This is a genomic window from Citrobacter sp. Cpo089, from assembly GCF_030332695.1.
GTDB lineage: Bacteria > Pseudomonadota > Gammaproteobacteria > Enterobacterales > Enterobacteriaceae > Citrobacter > Citrobacter portucalensis.
On record NZ_JAOWHJ010000028.1, the window covers coordinates 38,470 to 59,365 of the forward strand.

Annotated in this window: 17 protein-coding genes; 8 read left to right on the plus strand and 9 right to left on the minus strand. The window is 52.6% G+C overall.

Annotated features, from left to right (window positions below):
- Positions 1–56: 56 nt before the first annotated feature.
- From gudD to syd, 7 genes are all read right to left on the minus strand, one after another.
- Positions 57–1,397: a glucarate dehydratase gene (gene gudD, locus OGX92_RS04030; RefSeq protein ID WP_003034111.1), complete on the minus strand. Its 1,341-nt coding sequence runs from the start codon at positions 1,395–1,397 to the stop codon at positions 57–59.
- 20 nt (positions 1,398–1,417) lie between these two features.
- Positions 1,418–2,758 carry an enolase C-terminal domain-like protein gene (locus tag OGX92_RS04035; RefSeq protein WP_048215648.1) on the minus strand — a complete coding sequence of 447 codons (1,341 nt, stop codon included), beginning with the start codon at positions 2,756–2,758 and terminating at the stop codon, positions 1,418–1,420.
- A 2-nt stretch (positions 2,759–2,760) separates the two neighbouring features.
- The gene (gene gudP, locus OGX92_RS04040) at positions 2,761–4,113 is read right to left on the minus strand and encodes a galactarate/glucarate/glycerate transporter GudP (RefSeq protein WP_003825678.1); all 1,353 of its coding nucleotides are present in this window, start codon (positions 4,111–4,113) and stop codon (positions 2,761–2,763) included.
- Between the two features lie 342 nt (positions 4,114–4,455).
- Positions 4,456–4,905, minus strand: coding sequence for a flavodoxin (locus OGX92_RS04045; protein WP_003825676.1), 450 nt, complete (start codon positions 4,903–4,905; stop codon positions 4,456–4,458).
- Positions 4,906–4,924: 19 nt separating this feature from the next.
- Positions 4,925–5,707: a tRNA pseudouridine(65) synthase TruC gene (gene truC / locus OGX92_RS04050; protein WP_003825671.1), complete on the minus strand. Its 783-nt coding sequence runs from the start codon at positions 5,705–5,707 to the stop codon at positions 4,925–4,927.
- A complete protein-coding gene (locus OGX92_RS04055) occupies positions 5,707–6,036 on the minus strand; it encodes a YqcC family protein (protein ID WP_003825670.1) in 330 nt (109 codons plus the stop codon). Before OGX92_RS04055 ends, truC begins: the two co-directional genes overlap by 1 nt.
- Positions 6,037–6,668: 632 nt before the next feature.
- Positions 6,669–7,214 (minus strand): SecY-interacting protein, encoded by a 546-nt coding sequence (gene syd, locus OGX92_RS04060; protein WP_286586266.1) that lies wholly within the window; start codon positions 7,212–7,214, stop codon positions 6,669–6,671.
- Positions 7,215–7,282: 68 nt separating this feature from the next.
- Between syd and queF the strand changes: the two genes are divergently transcribed.
- From queF to xni, 5 genes are all read left to right on the plus strand, one after another.
- Entirely contained in the window at positions 7,283–8,131 is an 849-nt protein-coding gene (gene queF / locus OGX92_RS04065; protein ID WP_003825665.1) for an NADPH-dependent 7-cyano-7-deazaguanine reductase QueF, read from the plus strand.
- A gap of 113 nt (positions 8,132–8,244) precedes the next feature.
- Positions 8,245–9,609, plus strand: a complete 1,365-nt coding sequence (gene ppnN / locus OGX92_RS04070; protein ID WP_003034076.1) for a nucleotide 5'-monophosphate nucleosidase PpnN — start codon at positions 8,245–8,247, stop codon at positions 9,607–9,609.
- A 560-nt stretch (positions 9,610–10,169) separates the two neighbouring features.
- Positions 10,170–11,459: an HAAAP family serine/threonine permease gene (locus OGX92_RS04075; RefSeq protein ID WP_003034073.1), complete on the plus strand. Its 1,290-nt coding sequence runs from the start codon at positions 10,170–10,172 to the stop codon at positions 11,457–11,459.
- A 53-nt stretch (positions 11,460–11,512) separates the two neighbouring features.
- Positions 11,513–12,880: an L-serine ammonia-lyase gene (locus OGX92_RS04080; RefSeq protein WP_003825661.1), complete on the plus strand. Its 1,368-nt coding sequence runs from the start codon at positions 11,513–11,515 to the stop codon at positions 12,878–12,880.
- Positions 12,881–13,049: 169 nt separating this feature from the next.
- On the plus strand, positions 13,050–13,805 hold the full coding sequence (gene xni, locus OGX92_RS04085; protein WP_063940943.1) for a flap endonuclease Xni: 756 nt from the start codon (positions 13,050–13,052) through the stop codon (positions 13,803–13,805).
- Positions 13,806–13,881: 76 nt separating this feature from the next.
- Here the strand turns inward: xni and fucO are convergent, their stop codons facing one another.
- Both fucO and fucA read right to left on the minus strand, forming a co-directional pair.
- Positions 13,882–15,030 (minus strand): lactaldehyde reductase, encoded by a 1,149-nt coding sequence (gene fucO / locus OGX92_RS04090; RefSeq protein ID WP_286586267.1) that lies wholly within the window; start codon positions 15,028–15,030, stop codon positions 13,882–13,884.
- Positions 15,031–15,041: 11 nt separating this feature from the next.
- Positions 15,042–15,689: an L-fuculose-phosphate aldolase gene (gene fucA, locus OGX92_RS04095; RefSeq protein ID WP_003825656.1), complete on the minus strand. Its 648-nt coding sequence runs from the start codon at positions 15,687–15,689 to the stop codon at positions 15,042–15,044.
- A 563-nt stretch (positions 15,690–16,252) separates the two neighbouring features.
- Between fucA and fucP the strand changes: the two genes are divergently transcribed.
- From fucP to fucK, 3 genes are all read left to right on the plus strand, one after another.
- Positions 16,253–17,563, plus strand: coding sequence for an L-fucose:H+ symporter permease (gene fucP / locus OGX92_RS04100; RefSeq protein ID WP_286586268.1), 1,311 nt, complete (start codon positions 16,253–16,255; stop codon positions 17,561–17,563).
- A gap of 31 nt (positions 17,564–17,594) precedes the next feature.
- Complete coding sequence (gene fucI / locus OGX92_RS04105) at positions 17,595–19,370, plus strand: L-fucose isomerase (RefSeq protein WP_267455141.1); 1,776 nt, start codon at positions 17,595–17,597, stop codon at positions 19,368–19,370.
- A 107-nt stretch (positions 19,371–19,477) separates the two neighbouring features.
- A complete protein-coding gene (fucK, locus tag OGX92_RS04110; protein ID WP_057067291.1) occupies positions 19,478–20,896 on the plus strand; it encodes an L-fuculokinase in 1,419 nt (472 codons plus the stop codon).

The window sequence follows — 20,896 nt, forward strand, 5'->3', positions numbered from 1 at the left end:
GTTAAGCATACACCAGGAGCAAAACCGCTCACTCTATAGGAGCGGTCCTGGATCACTTAGCGAACCATGCACGGACGCTTATTATCAAACGTCCAGTTCGGGATAAGATACTGCATACCCATCGCATCATCACGCGCACCCAGTCCATGTTGCTGGTACAGTTCATGCGCTTTCATGACCTGATCCATATCCAGCTCCACGCCCAGACCCGGTTTTGCCGGAACCTGCACCATGCCACCTTTGATTTCAAACGGCTCTTTGGTCAAGCGCTGATTGCCTTCCTGCCAGATCCAGTGGGTATCGATAGCGGTTATTTTACCCGGAGCCGCCGCCGCAACATGCGTAAACATCGCCAGCGAAATATCAAAGTGGTTGTTAGAGTGCGATCCCCAGGTCAGCCCGAACTCATGGCACATCTGCGCCACACGGACAGAACCCTGCATGGTCCAGAAGTGCGGGTCCGCCAGTGGGATATCAACAGACTGCAACGACAGCGTATGCCCCATCTGACGCCAGTCGGTGGCGATCATGTTGGTGGCGGTCGGCAGACCGGTGGCGCGACGGAATTCCGCCATCACTTCACGACCTGAGAAGCCCTGCTCGGCACCGCACGGATCTTCCGCATAGGCCAGAGAACCCTTCAGATATTTGCCGATCTTAATCGCTTCATTTAGCGACCACGCGCCGTTCGGATCCAGCGTGACGCGGGCCTGCGGGAAGCGCTTCGCCAGCGCAACGATAGATTCTGCTTCCTCTTCCCCGGCCAGCACGCCGCCTTTCAGTTTAAAATCATTAAAACCATACTTCTCATATGCGGCTTCCGCCAGGCGCACTACCGCATCCGGGGTCATCGCTTCTTCATGACGCAGACGATACCAGTCGCATTTCTCATCCGGCTGACTCTGGTACGGCAGCGGCGTTGCCTTACGGTTACCCACAAAGAACAGGTAACCCAACATTTCAACTTCGCTACGCTGCTGGCCATCCCCCAGCAAAGAGGCGACGTTTACGCCCAAATGCTGACCTAACAGATCCAACATGGCCGCTTCGATCCCAGTAACCACATGAATAGTGGTACGTAAATCGAAGGTCTGCAAACCGCGACCGCCCGCATCACGATCGGCAAAAGTATTGCGTACCGCATTCAGCACGTTTTTGTATTCACCTAACGTTTTACCTACCACCAACGGGATCGCATCTTCCAGCGTTTTGCGGATTTTTTCGCCGCCGGGAATTTCACCCACGCCGGTATGACCGGAGTTATCTTTAATAATCACAATATTGCGCGTGAAGAACGGAGCATGTGCGCCGCTCAGGTTCATCAGCATGCTGTCATGACCCGCAACCGGAATAACCTGCATAGAGGTAACCAATGGGGTAGAAAATTGTGCGCTCATAATTAAGTCCTTATTCAAAATTAGTGGCGGCCGAAAACGGGACGTTTACGGTCAAAAGTCCATCCGGGGATCAGATACTGCATTGGGCCTGCGTCATTACGCGCGCCGCCGGGCAGCGCCTTATAGGCTTCATGCGCTTTCTGTACCTGATCCCAGTCCAGTTCCACGCCCAGACCGGGCGCATCGGGTACCGCAATTTTTCCGTTTTTAATCTCCAGCGGATTTTTGGTCAGGCGGCAATCGCCCTCCTGCCAGATCCAGTGGGTATCAATAGCCGTTGGATTACCCGGTGCAGCCGCACCGACGTGGGTAAACATCGCCAGCGAAATATCAAAATGATTGTTAGAATGGCAGCCCCAGGTCAGGCCCCAGTCGTCGCATAACTGTGCCACGCGTACCGCGCCAGAAAGGGTCCAGAAGTGCGGATCGGCCAGCGGAATATCTACTGAATTCAGCATCACAGCATGGCCCATTTCACGCCAGTTGGTGGCTATCATGTTCGTTGCTACCGGCAGACCGGTTGCACGGCGGAACTCGGCCATCACTTCGCGGCCAGAAAAACCCTGTTCGGCGCCGCATGGATCTTCGGCGTAGGTCAGAACATCGTTCAGCCCTTTACACAGGGAGATGGCTTCATCCAGCAGCCAGGCACCGTTGGGATCAACCGTAATACGTGCATCCGGGAAGCATTTTTTCAGCGCACGAGCGGTGTCGATTTCCTGCTCGCCAGGCAGTACACCACCCTTGAGTTTGAAATCTTTAAAGCCGTAGCGATCCTGCGAAGCCTGAGCCAGACGTACCACAGCCTCACTATTCATCGCTTGCTGATGACGCAGGTGATACCACTCATGGTTTCCCGGCGTGCTTTCCAGATACGGTAAATCGGTCTTTGTGCGATCGCCCACGTAGAACAGATAGCCGAGTACGGTGACCGCATCGCGCTGCTTGCCCGGCCCTAACAGTTCACAAACCGGCACGTTCAGCGCCTTACCCAGCAGGTCGAGCAATGCGGCTTCCAGCGCCGCTACCGCATTGACCCGTAGTTCAAAGGTCCAGGCGCCTTTGCCAAAGGTGTCAAAATCAGCGGCCTGGTTGCCTTTATGCACCTGCTGCACCACCTTATTCAGGCGCGCGACTTCCTGGCCCAACACCTGCGGAATCGCATCCACCAGCGTCTGATAAATCACTTCGCCACCTGGCGCTTCACCGACACCGGTGTTTCCGGCATTATCGGTGAGCACCACGATATTACGAGTAAAGTATGCGTTATGCGCGCCGCCAATATTGAGCAGCATGCTGTCATGACCGGCCACCGGGATGACCTTCATATCGGTAATAACGGGACTTGATTGTGTTGTCATCATCATTGTCCTGCGACAGGTTTCAGTTCGATACGTTTAATATCGCCCACCAGCACCAGATAGCTCACCACCGCAATCAGCGCATGTACCCCGACGTAAATCAACGCGCCGTTAAACGAGCCGGTAGTCCCGACGATGTAGCCGATAGCAATTGGCGTGACGATGCCAGAGATGTTGCCAAACATGTTGAACAAACCGCCGCTCAGACCGCTGATTTCTTTAGGTGCGGTATCAGCCATCACCGCCCAGCCCAGCGCACCGATACCTTTGCCGAAGAAGGCCAGCGCCATAAAGCCGATGATCATCCACTCCACATTGACGTAGTTACAGAACACCATCACCATCGACAGCAGCATACCGAGTACGATTGGCGTTTTACGGGCGATATTCAGCGAACCGGTACGACGCATCAGCCAGTCGGAAATAATGCCGCCGAGCACGCCGCCGGCGAATCCGCAAATGGCCGGAACCGAAGCAACAAAGCCAGCTTTCAAAATCGACATACCGCGAGCCTGCACCAGATAAACCGGAAACCAGGTGATAAAGAAGTAGGTCAGCGCGTTAATGCAGTATTGGCCGATGTAAATCCCGATCATCATCCGTGAACCCAGCAGCTGTTTGATTTGCCCCCACTTCACGCTAAACGGCACTTTAGTTTTGGCTGCCGCCTGATCCATGTTGATCAGCGCCCCACCTTCGGCAATGTACTCCAGCTCTTTTTGGTTTACGCCCGGGTGCTGGTTAGGTTCATGAATCACCTTCAGCCAGACGAAGCTGATAATGATCCCGAGGCCGCCCATAAAAAAGAACACATGCGACCAGCCCACTTCATGGGTCAGCCAACCCATGATTGGCGCGAAGATAACGGTGGCAAAGTATTGCGCAGAGTTAAAGATAGCGACCGCCGTGCCCCTTTCCTGTGCCGGGAACCACGCCGCCACAATACGACTGTTGCCGGGGAAGGAGGGCGCTTCAGCTAAACCGACGAGGAAACGCAGAGTAAACAGCGCAACGATAATGCCGAAACCACTGAAGATATCGACAAAACCCTGCAACAGGGTAAACATGGACCAAATAAAGATGGACCAGAAATAAACGCGTTTTGAACCAAAGCGGTCGAGCAACCAGCCGCCAGGAATCTGGCCGATAACATAGGCCCATGAGAAAGCGGAGAATACATACCCCATCCCTACCGCATCCAGACCAATGTCTTTGGCCATCTCCGAACCGGCAATGGATAAGGTGGCGCGATCGCCGTAGTTGAAGGATGTGACGATAAACAGCATCACCACTATCCAGTAGCGAGCGTTAGTGCGTTTTTCCGCGCTGCTCGCCGCCTGACTTAATGAACTCATTGTTGCACTCCTGAATCCTGGCTTTCGCCAGTTCATTCTGTACAGCACCTGTAGGGTGATCAGAATGAGAGGTTAGTGTGTGGCAGTGTTGGTACAGCTCAGGGCCGTTTTATTCTGACTCGCTGCCATTCCGGGAACTGACGGGAAAAGTATATGAAGGAGTGCCACTTGCCCTCACCGTGCATGAACACAACATTAGGGAGGCAGTGAGAAGTTGTTTGGGGCATAAGCCCAAAGTAGTGGAAGTTAGTTCACGTAATTGGGGTTTTATTGCCGGGTGGCGGCTTCGCCTGGCCCGGCTTGCGGTTCAAATGGGGGTTGCAGCCCGTACGGGCGAGGGAGTTATTTAAGCAAGGTTCCCCAGTTTTCTACCCAGGGATTGGATTCGCTTTCCGGTTCAGGATGCTCGCTGGCATCAATCAGCAGCATTTCTCCTACACGGTGGGCGCTTTGTTCCTGCAACAAGGCATCGAACTGTTTGCCGCCATTGCAGAAATTAACGTAGCTACTGTCGCCCAGCCCAATTACCCCGTAATGCAGATTTGGCTGGAAACCGAGATTATCTTTGATCCCTTGAAACAGCGGCACGATGCTATCCGGCAGATCGCCCTGCCCGGTCGTGGAAGTCACCACCAGTACATATTTATCCTGATATGCCTGCCAGTCGCTAAGCTCCGGATCTTCGAACACCGTAGCTTTATGACCCTGCGCCGTCAAAATAGCTTCGGCCTCTTCGGCAACCAGCAGCGCGTTTCCGTACATCGTGCCGACAAAAATTCCAATTTCCGCCATAACCGTAATCTCCTGGGACTTAAGAATCTATCTGCTCATCCTGACCTGACAGCCCGCTGAACTCAACCCTTTCATTCTCAGGGAGAAGTCCACGCCAGCCAAACTGTGATAACGCCTGCATCCAGACGTCATCCAGTCCGGCGCGAATAACCAGCGGTTCGCCGGTGAAAGGATGGGTCAGCGCAAGCTGGCTGGCATGCAGCATCAATCTCTGGCAACCGAAATGCTCTGCGGCGCTGCGGTTTTGCCGCAAATCACCATGCTTGCTGTCGCCGATAATCGGATGGCGCAAGTGCGCCAGATGGCGTCTGAGCTGGTGCTTGCGACCGGTTTTAGGGTCCAGCTCCACCAGCCCGTAACGGGTAGTCGGATAACGCCCGGTCGCTACCGGCATTTCTACCGTTGCCAGGCCACGATAATGGGTGACAGCAGGCTGCGGGCCTTTATCATCGCGGGCAAACTTATCGGCAATCTTATCCAGCTCTTCGACCAGCGGGTAATCCAGCACGGCATCATCCATCAGCCAGCCACGCACAATCGCATGATAGCGTTTCTGAATTTGATGATGTTCAAACTGCTGGGACAGTAAACGCCCGGCTTCGCTGGACAGTCCCATCAGCAGCACGCCGGAGGTTGGTCTGTCGAGTCGATGGGCGGTAAATACGTGCTGACCAATTTGGTCGCGCACCGTTTGCATCACCACCACTTTCTCATCCCGGTCGAGCCAACTGCGGTGAACCAACCAGCCCGAAGGTTTATTGACGGCGACCAGCCATTCGTCCTGATAAAGAATTTCCAGCATCAGGCGTTATCACTTGTAAACAGCGCATCCAGCTCCTGCAATGCAGCCAGGAGAATGTCGCGCTGCGGGTGATCGGCTGCCAGCGCCATTTCGTAATACGGTGCGACGGCAAAAGCCTGCGGAAGCGGCTGCGCGTTATCAATCAACGTATGCATGCGGGGAATCAACACCCACTGCAGCCACTCGACCGGCTCCATGGTATCCATACAAAAAGGCTGCGTACTGGTAAACAGATGCTCTGCTGGCTCATCCATCCGCCAGTGATGATGTTCACGCAGTAGCGCTTCAAGTGCGTGTAACTGCTGGCGCACACGGTCATGAGTCGTCATGAAATTAACCTCAATGATGAAAAAATCTGGCGCGAAGAATAGCACTAGTGAAGGGAAATAAAAAAAGGGAGCACTGTAAAAACAGTGCTCCCGGTTCGTTTCGCAGCATTCCAGCTACTTTTAGTGCTCCCTGCTCATCCGTGACAACTTTTCCTGTGGTCTTACGACCGTGTTCATCCTGAACTTTTGCATCCTGCTCACATCACCCCGATGTGAAAACTTCATCCTGAAGTATCCTGGCCATCCAGACCCGCCGAACATCCTGACCGGCTCTCATTCTCCATCCTGGAGGTGTCCTTTAACGCATCCAGCGTCTTCCTCTTTGCTTCGTCCTGAAGCCTGTCCTTGCAACACCGTCCTGGTGTGTCCTGTCGAAGAGCCATCATCCTGATGTTCTCTTCGTTGTGCGACTCCTTGTCGACAGATATAGAATCGCCTGTTTCGCTTTGTCTTACAAGATGCTTACAGGCTTACCCTTACGATTATTTTCGTATGAAAGTTGACAATAAGACACTAAACAATTGAATAATAATAAATTATTATTTTATCAATTCATTAAGTCTTTACTTATCACCTGGCAATGTCCTACAGGGTTTGTAAGAGATCTCTCACAAGATTCAGGGCAAACTGGATTACAGAACTGGCTTAAGTTGAGTGAGGAATTCCGCAAGTGAAGCCGCCAGCACCGTTCGTTTACGGGTTCCCAGCGTTTCTTTGCACACTTCACCGGACAGATTGCACACCGAAATGACGTCAAGCTCATTATCTTGTGTGGCAATAAAAAGCGTAGGTGATAGCTTGAGGCGCTTTTGCGTAACCAGATGACCAATCAGGTTTTCCTGAACGCGCCTGAAGTCATCTTCACTCCAGGTTTGCAGCAGCGTGAGCTTTTCATCCGCAAACTGCGCGTGCATATCACCAGCAAACTGGGTGGTGTAAAAAGCGTGAACGGCAGGTTGTACCACAATATCAAAGGCCCGTTCAACCGCATTGAGGTTATTTTCGCCGACAAAAGGTTGAGGCCGCCAAAATACGGCATCGTCTGTGGAAGAAATGATACACGGAGAAGGTACGCCATACAGCTCTTCGCTGAGCGGCCAACTGTTGTTTTTTTCATGCCATGCGTCGCAATAACACGTCGTAAAGGCTATCAACGCCTGCGCTGTCAATTCGTCCACTGATTTCTCTCTTCACAAAAGCCAGGATACACTTGTCGCATAGTGTATCTGGTTTATGACGGTGAAACATGTCCTCTTATGAAAATCATCAAGCGCTTAACGGCCTGACTCTTGGTAAATCAACGGATTACCGAGACAATTACGATGCAAGTCTGTTGCAGGGCGTTCCGCGCAGCCTGAATCGCGACCCGCTGGATTTAAAGGCCGATAACTTGCCTTTTCACGGTGCGGATATCTGGACGCTATATGAACTGTCGTGGCTGAATGCCAACGGCTTACCGCAAGTCGCGGTCGGTCACGTGGAACTGGATTACACCAGCGTAAATCTGATTGAGTCGAAAAGCTTTAAGCTTTACCTGAACAGTTTTAACCAGACGCGTTTTGATTCCTGGGACGCGGTACGCCAGACATTGGAAAACGATCTTCGCGCCTGCGCTCAAGGTGATGTCAGCGTGGCGCTGTACCGCCTTGACGAACTGGAAGGGCAGCCGATAGCCCACTTTAATGGGACCTGTATCGACAATCAGGATATCGTCATCGACAACTACCAGTTCAGCACTGCGTATCTGGAAAATGCCGTGAGCGGTGAAAAAGCAGTGGAAGAGACGCTGGTCAGCCACCTGCTGAAATCCAACTGTCTGATTACCCATCAACCCGACTGGGGCTCCATACAAATTCAGTATCGTGGACGGAAAATCGACAGAGAGAAGCTGCTACGTTATCTGGTCTCCTTCCGCCACCATAATGAATTTCATGAGCAGTGCGTGGAACGTATTTTCAATGACATTCTGCGCTTCTGCCAGCCAGAGAAACTGAGCGTCTACGCACGCTACACGCGACGTGGCGGCCTGGACATTAACCCATGGCGCACCAACACCGATTTCACTCCGGCAACCGGTCGTCTGGTACGTCAGTAATCTTTTTTCTCAATTTTGCGTGTCGGATTCCGCGCGCAAGGTTGTGAAAGGTCATAAGCCAGGGCTATTGTAATCAATAGGGAATGACGTGTTGCGTCCCATAAGGAGTTTACTTGATTACACATATTAGCCCGCTTGGCTCAATGGACATGTTGTCGCAGCTGGAAGTCGATATGCTTAAACGCACGGCCAGCAGCGACCTGTATCAACTGTTTCGTAACTGTTCGCTTGCCGTTCTGAACTCCGGCAGTTTGACCGACAACAGCAAAGAACTGCTGTCACGCTTTGAAAGTTTCGATATTAACGTACTGCGCCGCGAACGGGGCGTGAAGCTGGAACTGATCAACCCACCTGAAGATGCGTTTGTTGATGGACGCATTATTCGTGCGCTACAGGCAAACCTGTTTGCCGTGCTGCGTGACATTCTGTTCGTCAATGGCCAGATCCATAACGCTGGTCGTTTTCAGCATCTGGATCTCGAAAGCTCGGTGCATATTACCAACCTCGTATTCTCGATCCTGCGTAATGCACGGGCGCTGCACGTTGGTGAAGCGCCGAACATGGTCGTCTGCTGGGGCGGTCACTCAATCAACGAGAATGAATACCTGTACGCCCGTCGCGTCGGCACCCAACTGGGCCTGCGCGAACTAAACATCTGTACCGGCTGCGGTCCGGGGGCGATGGAAGCGCCAATGAAAGGCGCTGCGGTCGGCCACGCCCAGCAGCGATACAAAGACAGCCGCTTTATTGGCATGACCGAACCGTCAATCATCGCCGCTGAACCGCCTAACCCGCTGGTAAACGAACTGATCATCATGCCGGACATTGAAAAACGTCTGGAAGCGTTCGTGCGTATCGCCCACGGTATTATCATCTTCCCGGGTGGCGTAGGGACAGCAGAAGAGCTGCTGTATCTGCTGGGGATCCTGATGAATCCTGCCAACAAAGATCAGGTTCTACCGCTGATCCTGACCGGACCAAAAGAGAGTGCGGATTACTTCCGCGTGCTGGACGAATTTATCGTGCACACGCTGGGGGAAGATGCGCGTCGCCACTATCGCATCATCATTGACGATGCGGCAGAAGTGGCGCGTCTGATGAAAAAAGCGATGCCGCTGGTGAAAGAAAACCGTCGCGACACAGGAGATGCTTACAGCTTTAACTGGTCGATTCGTATCGCGCCCGATCTGCAGATGCCGTTCGAGCCGTCCCATGAAAACATGGCCAACCTGAAGCTGTACCCGGATCAACCCGTTGAAGTATTGGCCGCCGATTTACGGCGTGCATTCTCCGGTATTGTGGCAGGTAACGTGAAGGAAGTCGGGATCCGCGCTATTGAAGAGTTTGGCCCGTACAAAATCCACGGTGACCGCGAAATGATGCGCCGCATGGACGATCTCCTGCAGGGCTTTGTTGCACAACATCGTATGAAGTTACCGGGCACTGCGTATATCCCTTGTTACGAGATCTGCGCCTAACCTTCAACACCCGCTAGCAGCGCTATAGCGGTGACAGTTTTGTCCATATCAAAGCCGGGTTTGGCGCACTTGCCTCCCGGCTTTTTTTAGTGATACCAGTCACATAGCTCCGACAATCATATAAATGCCAGTGATGATTCATAAAAAACAGCGAGCTACGCAAACGATTACCTTGAAAAACCAACCGTGATTTATCTTAGAAAATTATTATTAGTCGCCGAAATCATCTAAAAACAACAGTTTTTACAGCTGAACACGCCTATCTTCGCGCCTTCGCTTTCATGAGATATGTCGTTAATGTTAGCCTTCGCGCCCGTAAATTCGCTTTGACTATTTTTTAACAGATTAATGGCCCAAATTTATCCACATAAAAGGTGGATTATTGCATTTGGGATCCCGATCACTGATACATTCATTACTAAAATGTATCTTTCCGCCCGAAAATTATTACGGCGAAAAATTATATAAAAATCGCTCAACGAATTTCGATTTACAGTCGGGTACTTTCTCATTGGATTGACCCCAAACCCGACTTTTTAAGCTTCCTCCAGGAGAAATAGATGGAAAACACTCAAACCAGCACTATCGTTACGGGCCAGACCCGCAGCGCATGGCGCAAAACAGACACCATGTGGATGCTGGGCCTTTACGGCACGGCGATTGGGGCGGGTGTATTGTTCCTGCCGATTAACGCAGGCGTAGGCGGTATGATCCCGCTGATCATCATGGCGATCCTTGCCTTCCCAATGACCTTCTTTGCACACCGTGGCCTGACTCGCTTTGTGCTGTCCGGTAAAAATCCGGGTGAAGACATCACCGAAGTTGTAGAAGAACACTTTGGTGTTGGTGCAGGTAAACTGATTACCCTGCTCTACTTCTTCGCTATCTACCCGATTCTGTTGGTTTACAGCGTAGCCATCACCAACACGGTTGAAAGCTTCCTGACCCACCAGCTGGCGATTACGCCGCCGCCGCGCGCAATCCTGTCACTGATCCTGATTGTCGGCATGATGACCATCGTGCGCTTCGGTGAGCAGATGATCGTTAAGGCGATGAGCATCCTGGTATTCCCGTTCGTTGCGGCGCTGATGCTGCTGGCGCTGTACCTGATCCCTCAGTGGAGCGGTGCGATTCTGGAAACCATGTCTTTTGACTCTGCGGCAACCACCGGCAACGGCCTGCTGTTGACCCTGTGGCTGGCAATTCCGGTAATGGTGTTCTCCTTCAACCACTCCCCGATCATCTCCTCCTTCGCCGTGGCGAAGCGTGAAGAGTACGGTGATGAAGCAGAGAAAAAATGCTCCAAGATTCTGGCATTCGCTCACATCATGATGGTACTGACCGTTATGTTCTTCGTCTTCAGCTGCGTATTCAGCCTGACTCCGGCAGACCTGGCAGCAGCGAAAGAGCAGAACATCTCGATTCTGTCTTACCTGGCGAACCACTTTAACGCGCCGATTATTGCCTGGATGGCACCGATCATCGCGATTATCGCTATCACCAAATCCTTCCTGGGCCACTACCTGGGCGCACGTGAAGGCTTCAATGGTATGGTGATTAAGTCTCTGCGCGGCAAAGGCAAATCCATCGAAATCAACAAACTGAACAAAATCACTGCGCTGTTCATGCTGGTAACCACCTGGATTGTGGCGACGCTGAACCCAAGCATCCTCGGCATGATTGAGACCCTGGGTGGCCCAATCATCGCGATGATTCTGTTCCTGATGCCGATGTATGCCATTCAGAAAGTACCGGCAATGCGTAAGTACAGCGGCCATATCAGCAACGTCTTCGTTGTGATTATGGGCCTGATCGCTATCTCCGCTATTTTCTACTCTCTGTTCAGTTAATTCCCCTGCGCCGCTCCTCGGGGCGGCGCATCTCGATACACAATGGACGCCTCATGATTAGCGTATTCGATATTTTCAAAATCGGCATTGGCCCTTCCAGCTCCCACACTGTTGGCCCGATGAAAGCAGGCAAACAATTCACGGATGACCTGATTGCACGCGGAATTCTCACTGACGTAACCCGCGTAGTGGTTGATGTCTATGGCTCTTTATCTCTGACGGGGAAAGGTCACCATACCGACATCGCGATTATTATGGGCCTGGCGGGTAATTTGCCGGATACCGTAGACATTGATGCCATTCCGTCCTTTATCCAGGATGTGAATACTCATGGGCGTTTGCTGCTGGCAGACGGTCAACATGAGGTCGAGTTCCCGGTCGATAAGTGCATGAATTTCCATACGGACAATCTGTCCCTGCACGAAAACGGGATGCGCATTACCGCACTGGCGGGCGAAAAGGCCATTTACAGCCAGACTTACTATTCCATTGGCGGTGGGTTCATCGTTGATGAAGAACATTTTGGTTTACCGAACAACTCTCCGGTAAACGTGCCATATCCGTATAAATCCGCAGCTGATTTGCAACGTCATTGCCAGGAAACCGGCCTGTCGCTTTCCGGTCTGATGATGCAAAACGAACTGGCGCTGCACAGCAAAGAAGAGCTGGAACAGCACTTTGCTAACGTCTGGGAAGTGATGCGTAGCGGGATTGAACGCGGCATCACCACCGAAGGTGTATTGCCGGGCAAACTGCGCGTTCCGCGTCGTGCTGCTGCGCTGCGTCGCATGCTGGTCAGCAGCGACAAAACCACCACCGACCCGATGGCGGTTGTTGACTGGATCAACATGTTCGCGCTGGCCGTGAACGAAGAAAACGCAGCCGGTGGACGCGTGGTGACTGCACCAACCAACGGTGCATGCGGGATTGTTCCTGCCGTACTGGCGTATTACGACAAGTTTATCCGTGAAGTGAACGCTAACTCGCTGGCACGCTACATGCTGGTCGCGAGCGCCATTGGTTCACTGTACAAGATGAACGCCTCTATCTCTGGTGCCGAAGTCGGCTGTCAGGGTGAAGTTGGCGTCGCCTGCTCCATGGCAGCGGCTGGTCTGGCTGAACTGCTGGGCGGTAGCCCAATGCAGGTATGCATCGCGGCAGAAATCGGTATGGAACACAACCTGGGTCTGACCTGCGACCCGGTTGCCGGCCAGGTTCAGGTACCGTGCATTGAGCGTAATGCCATTGCTTCGGTTAAAGCGGTGAACGCTGCACGTATGGCGCTGCGCCGTACCAGTGAACCACGCGTGTGCCTCGATAAAGTTATCGAGACCATGTACGAAACCGGTAAAGACATGAATGCCAAATACCGCGAAACCTCTCGTGGTGGTCTGGCGATGAAGATTGTCACCTGCGATTAATTCTCAGCACATTTTCGTATCTGTAGGCCGGATAAGGCGCTCGCCGTATCCGGCTTTTATTGCCTGCTGGCGCTTCGCTTATCAGGCTTTCGGATAGCGCTCTTTCGCAATGCTCGTCTCCACTCGTCGTGAATGTTACCCTACAGACTAATTTGTTAGGGAGAACACCGTGGCCGTCCACCTGCTCATTGTTGATGCACTGAATCTCATCCGCCGTATTCACGCCGTACAGGGCTCCCCCTGCGTGGAGACATGCCAGCACGCGCTCGATCAGCTGATTGTGCACAGTCAACCCACGCACGCCGTGGCGGTATTTGATGACGAAGCGCGTAACAGCGGCTGGCGTCACCAACGGTTACCTGACTACAAAGCCGGTCGCCCGCCGATGCCTGACGATTTACACCAGGAAATGTCCGCCTTACGCGCCGCTTTTGAACAGCGCGGCGTCTGCTGCTGGGTATCCAGCGGGAATGAAGCCGATGATTTAGCCGCCACTCTGGCGGTGAAAGTTAGCCAGGCGGGACACCAGGCGACTATCGTTTCAACCGATAAAGGCTACTGTCAGCTACTCTCCCCAACGCTGCGGATTCGCGATTATTTCCAGAAACGCTGGCTGGATGCGCCGTTTATCGAGAAAGAGTTCGGCGTACTGCCGCAACAGCTGCCAGATTATTGGGGACTGGCCGGGATCAGCAGTTCTAAAATACCGGGGGTTGCCGGTATTGGTCCTAAAAGCGCCACACAACTGCTGGCACAGTTTCCAACGCTGGAGGCGCTGTATGAACATCTGGATGACGTACCGGAGAAATGGCGCAAGAAACTCGAAGAACATCGGGAGATGGCGTTTTTGTGCCGCGATATCGCGCGGCTGCAAACGGACTTACATATCGACGGAAACCTACAGCAGCTACGGCTGGCGCGGTAGTCTTATTTCCGGATGGCGCTGCGCTTATCCGGCCTACTTATCGTACAACCCTGTAGGCCGGATAAGCGCCAGGTGATTACCAGGCAGTATGGTACAGCTCAACGATATCCCCAAGGCTCGCTTCACGCGGATTTCCCCCGGTACAAACATCGTCAAATGCGGCTTGCGCCAGCGCAGGAATATCCTCTTTACGGACGCCAACATCGCGTAGATGCAGTGGGATACCTACATCGCGATTAAGGGTGAAGACGGCATCCACCGCCGCTTTGCGTGCATCTGCCAGCGTCAGTCCTTCAACCTTAACCCCCATTACCCGGGCAATATCGCGGAATTTTTCCCCGGTGAATTCGGCGTTATAGTGCATCACGTGCGGCAGCAAAATGGCATTCGCGACGCCGTGCGGCGTGTTGTAGAACGCGCCTAACGGGTGTGCCATACCATGCACTAATCCCAGACCTACGTTGGAGAAACCCATCCCGGCAACGTACTGGCCCAGAGCCATCGCTTCCCCCGCCTGGCTGTCGCCCGCAATGGAACCGCGTAATGACCCGGCAATAATTTCGATGGCTTTAATGTGCAGCGCATCGGTAAGCGCCCACGCAGCCCGCGTGATGTAGCCTTCAATGGCATGAGTCAGCGCATCTACGCCAGTAGCCGCTTTTAATGCAGCAGGCATGCCGTCCATCATGTCAGCATCAATGAACGCCACCTGCGGGATGTCATGTGGATCGACACAAACAAACTTACGCCGATTCTCTTCGTCAGTGATCACGTAGTTAATGGTCACTTCCGCCGCCGTTCCCGCAGTGGTTGGGATAGCCATAACTGGCACGCTCGGGAAGCGTGTCGGCGATAACCCTTCAAGGCTGCGTACATCCGCAAACTCTGGGTTATTGTTAATAATGCCAATCGCTTTACAGGTATCCTGCGGGGAGCCTCCACCAATGGCGACCAGATAGTCTGCGCCGCTTTGCTGAAAGACACTCAATCCTTCCTGCACTACCGCAATGGTTGGATTAGGAATAACGCCTGAATAGATTTCCCATGCCAGACCTGCAGCATCCATTCGGGAAGTCACCTTCTCAACAACGCCGCACTGCACCAGATTTTTATCAGTCACAATCAACGCTTTGCGATAACCACGACGAATAACTTCATCGGTTAATGCGCCAACAGCGCCCCGGCCAAACCATGCCGTTTCGTTCAGAATCATTCTGTTCGCCATCGTTTTATCTCCTATTCCTCAATACGCAATCCGTATGTTTTGAATTTTTCCAGCACAATAGCGATAGCCTCATCATCCAGTACCGGAACCGGATCGGTAATCGCCAGCGTGCTGAGATAAAGCTGCGCCAGCACTTCCACTTCATGCGCTAACCACAGGGCTTTTTCCAGATTTTCTTCGCAGGCGATCAGCCCATGATGCTGCAACAGCGTTGCTTTTCGGTTTTTCAGCGCTACCGCAACGTGCTCGGAAAGCTCACGCGTGCCAAACGTCGCATATGGCGCACAGGGAATTGAGTTACCGCCAGCCGCCGCAATCATGTAATGGATTGCCGGGATTGGCCGGTTGAGAATAGAAACAGCAGTACAATGCACGGCATGATTATGGACCACCGCCTGAGCATCGGGACGCGTCTGATAAGCGGCCATATGGAACCGCCACTCGCTGGAAGGTAATTTCCCTTCTTCGTGCTGCCCCTCAGCATTGATGTACACTATGTGGGATTCGGTGAGTTTGTCATAGGGAATACCCGTCGGGGTAATTAACATCCCGTCCTGGTAACGCACACTTACATTACCCGCAGTCCCCTGATTCAGCCCCAGACGGGTCATTTCCAGGCAGGTATTGATAATCTGCCGTGCCAGCGTATTTCGTTCCATTACTTACCTCTCTCAGTGAGTCAAAATGCGACAACAGAACATTGCTAATACCTCGACGCTCTGTTGATTTAAGCGGGTATTTGCTAACTATCATCATGCTGAATAAAGAGAAGGGAATTTTTAGCACTGGATTTTGTGATGTTCATCAACTAATAACGATGAATAAAAACATGCAAGCATAATATTACAATTGCAAAATGTCCGTTCTTAATAAAACCATTGTAAAACGGTCATTTGCGAATAAATTGTTACTATTGCCCGTTTTCCACTTAACTAATTAATTCGGGCATTATCCCTGTGGCTTTTTAATTTATTTTCCTCAAACGGTCATTGTTTTAAAGAAATTAAAGTGATGATAATCACATAAACCCACACCCTGAGCATAAATGTGACCACCATCATATTAATGGCCGGTTTTTATTTGAAAATGAATTCATGAGTTCATTCATGAAGGCCAATTTTATCTGGCAGGTTACCGGAACTCACCTGGATTAGCAGGTTGGTAAAAATCACCAATCGTACTCTTAAGCTGTTGAACATGCTTATGAACTGATGAGGATGCTATGGGAAACACATCAATACAAACACAAAGTTTTCATGCGGTAGAGCGGGGGCAGACAAAAAATTATGTCATTCCCTTCGCGTTACTCTGTTCACTGTTTTTTCTTTGGGCGGTTGCCAATAATCTTAATGACATTTTATTACCACAATTTCAGCAAGCTTTTACATTAACAAACTTTCAGGCTGGTCTGATTCAATCTGCTTTTTATTTTGGTTATTTCGTCATTCCAATCCCAGCCGGGATCCTGATGAAAAAACTAAGTTATAAAGCAGGTATTATTACCGGATTATTCTTATATGCCATCGGTGCAGCATTATTCTGGCCAGCGGCTGAGGTAATGAATTACACCTTATTCCTGATTGGCCTATTTATTATTGCGGCGGGCTTAGGTTGTCTGGAAACGGCTGCCAACCCCTTTGTAACCGTACTGGGCCCGGAAAGCGGCGGTCACTTCCGATTAAATCTCGCGCAAACTTTTAACTCATTTGGTGCCATTATTGCGGTTGTTTTTGGGCAAAGTCTTATTTTGTCTAATGTGCCACATCAATCTCAAGACGTACTCGATAAGATGGCGCCAGAACAGCTAAACGCCTACAAGCACAGCCTGGTGTTATCGGTTCAAACCCCTTATATGATCATCGTCGCGGTCGTTTTGCTGGTCGCCCTGCTGATCATGTTTACCAAGTTTCCGACCCTGCAAAGTGACGATCACAGTGACAACGCTCAGAGTTCATTCTCCGCGTCCCTTTCCCGCCTGGTGCGCATTCGCCACTGGCGTTGGGCGGTACTGGCGCAGTTCTGCTACGTCGGTGCACAAACTGCCTGCTGGAGCTACCTGATTCGCTACGCAATCGAAGAGATCCCAGGCATGACGCCAGGTTTCGCCGCCAACTACCTGACCGGCACCATGGTGTGCTTCTTTATCGGTCGTTTCTCCGGCACCTGGCTTATCAGTCGCTTTGCGCCGCATAAAGTGCTGGCCGCATATGCCCTGCTTGCCATGATCCTGTGCCTCATTTCCGCCTTCACCGGTGGTCAGATCGGCCTACTGGCCCTGACGCTGTGCAGTGCATTTATGTCGATTCAGTACCCAACCATTTTTTCTCTGGGGATCAAAAATCTGGGACAAGACACCAAATACGGCTCGTCTTTTATCGTCATGACCATCATTGGCGGCGGCATTGTGACCCCGGTGATGGGCTTTGTCAGCGATGCCGCTGGCAATATCCCGACCGCTGAACTGGTCCCGGCGCTTTGCTTCGCCATCATCTTTATTTTTGCCCGCTTCCGTTCACAAACGGCAGCCAACTGAATATTTATCCGAATAACGTGAGGAATCTGTGATGAAAAAAATCAGCTTACCAAAAATTGGTATTCGCCCGGTTATTGACGGACGTCGTATGGGTGTACGTGAGTCGCTCGAAGAGCAAACCATGAATATGGCTAAAGCTACCGCAGCGCTTATCACTGAAAAACTTCGTCATGCCTGCGGCGCACAAATTGAATGTGTGATTGCCGATACCTGTATCGCCGGCATGGCGGAATCCGCAGCCTGTGAAGAAAAATTCAGCAGCCAGAATGTTGGCGTGACGATTACCGTTACCCCATGTTGGTGCTACGGCAGTGAAACCATCGACATGGATCCGATGCGCCCGAAAGCGATCTGGGGCTTCAACGGCACGGAACGTCCGGGGGCGGTTTACCTGGCCGCCGCACTGGCAGCTCACAGCCAAAAAGGACTTCCTGCCTTCTCCATCTATGGTCATGACGTACAGGATGCAGACGACACATCTATCCCTGCCGATGTTGAAGAAAAACTGCTGCGCTTTGCCCGTGCCGGCTTAGCGGTCGCCAGTATGAAAGGGAAAAGCTACCTGTCTGTCGGTGGTGTATCAATGGGCATCGCCGGTTCTATCGTCGACCATAACTTCTTTGAATCCTGGCTGGGTATGAAGGTGCAGGCGGTTGATATGACCGAACTGCGTCGTCGCATTGACCAGAAAATCTATGATGAAACCGAGCTGGAAATGGCGCTGGCGTGGGCGGACAAAAACTTCCGCTACGGCGAAGATCAGAACGCACAACAATATAAACGTAACGCAGAACAAAGCCACGCAGTGCTGAAAGAAAGCCTGCTGATGGCTATGTGCATTCGCGACATGATGCAGGGTAACAAAAAGCTGGCAGACAAAGGTCTGGTCGAAGAATCCCTGGGCTATAACGCGATCGCCGCGGGCTTCCAGGGGCAACGTCACTGGACCGATCAATACCCAAATGGCGATACCGCCGAAGCGTTGCTCAACAGTTCCTTTGACTGGAATGGCGTTCGTGAACCGTTCGTTGTCGCAACCGAAAACGACAGCCTGAACGGCGTAGCGATGCTGTTCGGCCATCAACTCACCGGCACGGCCCAGGTCTTTGCCGATGTGCGCACCTACTGGTCGCCAGAGGCGGTTGAACGCGTGACGGGTAAACCGCTGACCGGCCTTGCTGAGCACGGCATCATTCACTTGATTAACTCCGGTTCTGCGGCACTGGACGGTTCCTGCAAACAGCGCGACAGCGAAGGTAAACCGACCATGAAACCACACTGGGAAATCTCGCAGAAAGAGGCGGATGAATGCCTGGCGGCAACCGAATGGTGCCCGGCTATTCACGAATACTTCCGCGGGGGCGGTTACTCATCTCGCTTCCTGACTGAAGGCGGTGTGCCGTTCACCATGAGCCGTATCAACATCATCAAAGGGTTGGGGCCGGTGCTACAAATCGCGGAAGGCTGGAGCGTGGAGTTGCCGAAAGATATGCACGACCAGCTTGATGCGCGTACCAACTCCACATGGCCAACCACCTGGTTTGCTCCGCGCTTAACCGGCAAGGGCCCGTTCAGCGACGTCTATTCCGTCATGGCTAACTGGGGCGCTAACCACGGGGTGCTGACGATTGGTCACGTAGGTGCGGACTTTATCACTCTGGCTGCCATGCTGCGTATCCCGGTGTGCATGCACAACGTGGAAGACGAGAAAATTTATCGTCCTTCCTCCTGGGCCGCCCACGGTATGGATACGGAAGGTCAGGATTACCGCGCTTGTCAGAACTACGGTCCGCTGTATAAGCGTTAAACATCGAGCGATTGCCTGATGGCGGCGTGGCCTACGAAGCACACGGTTTTGTAGGCCGGATAAGGCGAAGCCGCCATCCGGCAATAGGTAATCTCCCAGGAGCAATTATGAAACAAGAGGTTATTCTGGTTCTCGACTGTGGCGCGACCAACGTACGGGCCATTGCCGTTGACCGACAGGGAAAGATTGTCGCCCGCGCAGCGACCCCGAACGCCAGTGACATCGCCGCAGAAAACAGTGCCTGGCACCAATGGTCGCTGGAGGCCATTCTGCAGCGCTTTGCCGACTGCTGTCAGCGGCTTTCCTCACAATTGGCCGCCTGCCAAATTCGCGGGATCGCCGTCACCACCTTCGGCGTGGATGGCGCGCTGGTGGATAAGAACGGCAAACAACTGTATCCGGTGATCAGCTGGAAATGCCCACGTACAGCAGCGGTAATGGAGAATATCCATCGCTACATGTCACCGCAGCAACTGCAGGAAATCTCCGGCGTTGGGGCGTTTAGCTTCAATACGCTGTACAAACTGGTGTGGCTGAAAGAGAACCACCCGCAATTACTGGAACAGGCGCACGCCTGGCTGTTTATCTCGTCGCTTATCAACCAACGTTTAACCGGCGAGTTCACAACTGACATCACCATGGCGGGAACCAGCCAGATGCTGGATATCCAGCAACGTGATTTCAGCCAGGACATTTTGCAGGCAACAGGCATACCGCGTCGCCTGTTTCCGCGCCTGGTTGAAGCAGGCGAACAAATTGGGGTACTGCAACGCGAGGCCGCCAGCCAGCTCGGACTTCCAGAGGGTATTCCAGTCATCTCTGCCGGACACGACACACAGTTTGCGCTATTTGGCGCAGGAGCCCAGCAGGATGAACCGGTACTCTCTTCCGGCACATGGGAAATTCTGATGGTACGCAGTGCGCAGGTAAACACCTCCCTGCTCAGTCATTATGCGGGCTCCACCTGTGAGCTGGATAGTCAGGCTGGGCTTAACAATCCCGGTATGCAGTGGCTGGCCTCCGGCGTGCTTGAATGGGTTCGAAAGCTGTTATGGACCGCGGACACGCCCTGGCAAACGTTGATTGATGAAGCTCGGGATATTCCCGCTGGTGCCGAAGGGGTGAAGATGCACTGCGACCTGCTGGCCTGTCAGAATGCGGGCTGGCAAGGGGTTACCCTCAATACTACCCGTGGGCACTTTTATCGCGCCGCGCTGGAAGGACTGACAGAACAGCTGCAGCGGAATCTGCAAACGCTGGAAAAAATCGGCCATTTCCAGGCCACTGAACTGCTATTAGTTGGCGGGGGCAGCCGCAACATCTTGTGGAACCAAATCAAAGCGAACGTTCTCGGGATCCCTGTCAAAGTGCTGGATGATGCCGAAACCACCGTGGCAGGCGCCGCAATGTTTGCCTGGTCAGGCATCGGGGAATTTATCTCTCCGGAGCAGGCACGCGAACAGGTGCGCTATCAGTACCGTTACTTCTATCCGCAAACCGAATCCGAACTCACAGGAGTCGAGTAA

Coding starts and splice junctions, on each gene's coding strand:
- gudD (WP_003034111.1), bottom strand. CDS start 1,397: ATGAGCGCACAATTTTCTACCCCATTGGTTACCTCTATGCAGGTTATT.
- OGX92_RS04035 (WP_048215648.1), bottom strand. CDS start 2,758: ATGACAACACAATCAAGTCCCGTTATTACCGATATGAAGGTCATCCCG.
- gudP (WP_003825678.1), bottom strand. CDS start 4,113: ATGAGTTCATTAAGTCAGGCGGCGAGCAGCGCGGAAAAACGCACTAAC.
- OGX92_RS04045 (WP_003825676.1), bottom strand. CDS start 4,905: ATGGCGGAAATTGGAATTTTTGTCGGCACGATGTACGGAAACGCGCTG.
- truC (WP_003825671.1), bottom strand. CDS start 5,707: ATGCTGGAAATTCTTTATCAGGACGAATGGCTGGTCGCCGTCAATAAA.
- OGX92_RS04055 (WP_003825670.1), bottom strand. CDS start 6,036: ATGACGACTCATGACCGTGTGCGCCAGCAGTTACACGCACTTGAAGCG.
- queF (WP_003825665.1), top strand. CDS start 7,283: ATGTCCTCTTATGAAAATCATCAAGCGCTTAACGGCCTGACTCTTGGT.
- OGX92_RS04075 (WP_003034073.1), top strand. CDS start 10,170: ATGGAAAACACTCAAACCAGCACTATCGTTACGGGCCAGACCCGCAGC.
- OGX92_RS04080 (WP_003825661.1), top strand. CDS start 11,513: ATGATTAGCGTATTCGATATTTTCAAAATCGGCATTGGCCCTTCCAGC.
- fucO (WP_286586267.1), bottom strand. CDS start 15,030: ATGGCGAACAGAATGATTCTGAACGAAACGGCATGGTTTGGCCGGGGC.
- fucA (WP_003825656.1), bottom strand. CDS start 15,689: ATGGAACGAAATACGCTGGCACGGCAGATTATCAATACCTGCCTGGAA.
- fucP (WP_286586268.1), top strand. CDS start 16,253: ATGGGAAACACATCAATACAAACACAAAGTTTTCATGCGGTAGAGCGG.
- fucI (WP_267455141.1), top strand. CDS start 17,595: ATGAAAAAAATCAGCTTACCAAAAATTGGTATTCGCCCGGTTATTGAC.
- fucK (WP_057067291.1), top strand. CDS start 19,478: ATGAAACAAGAGGTTATTCTGGTTCTCGACTGTGGCGCGACCAACGTA.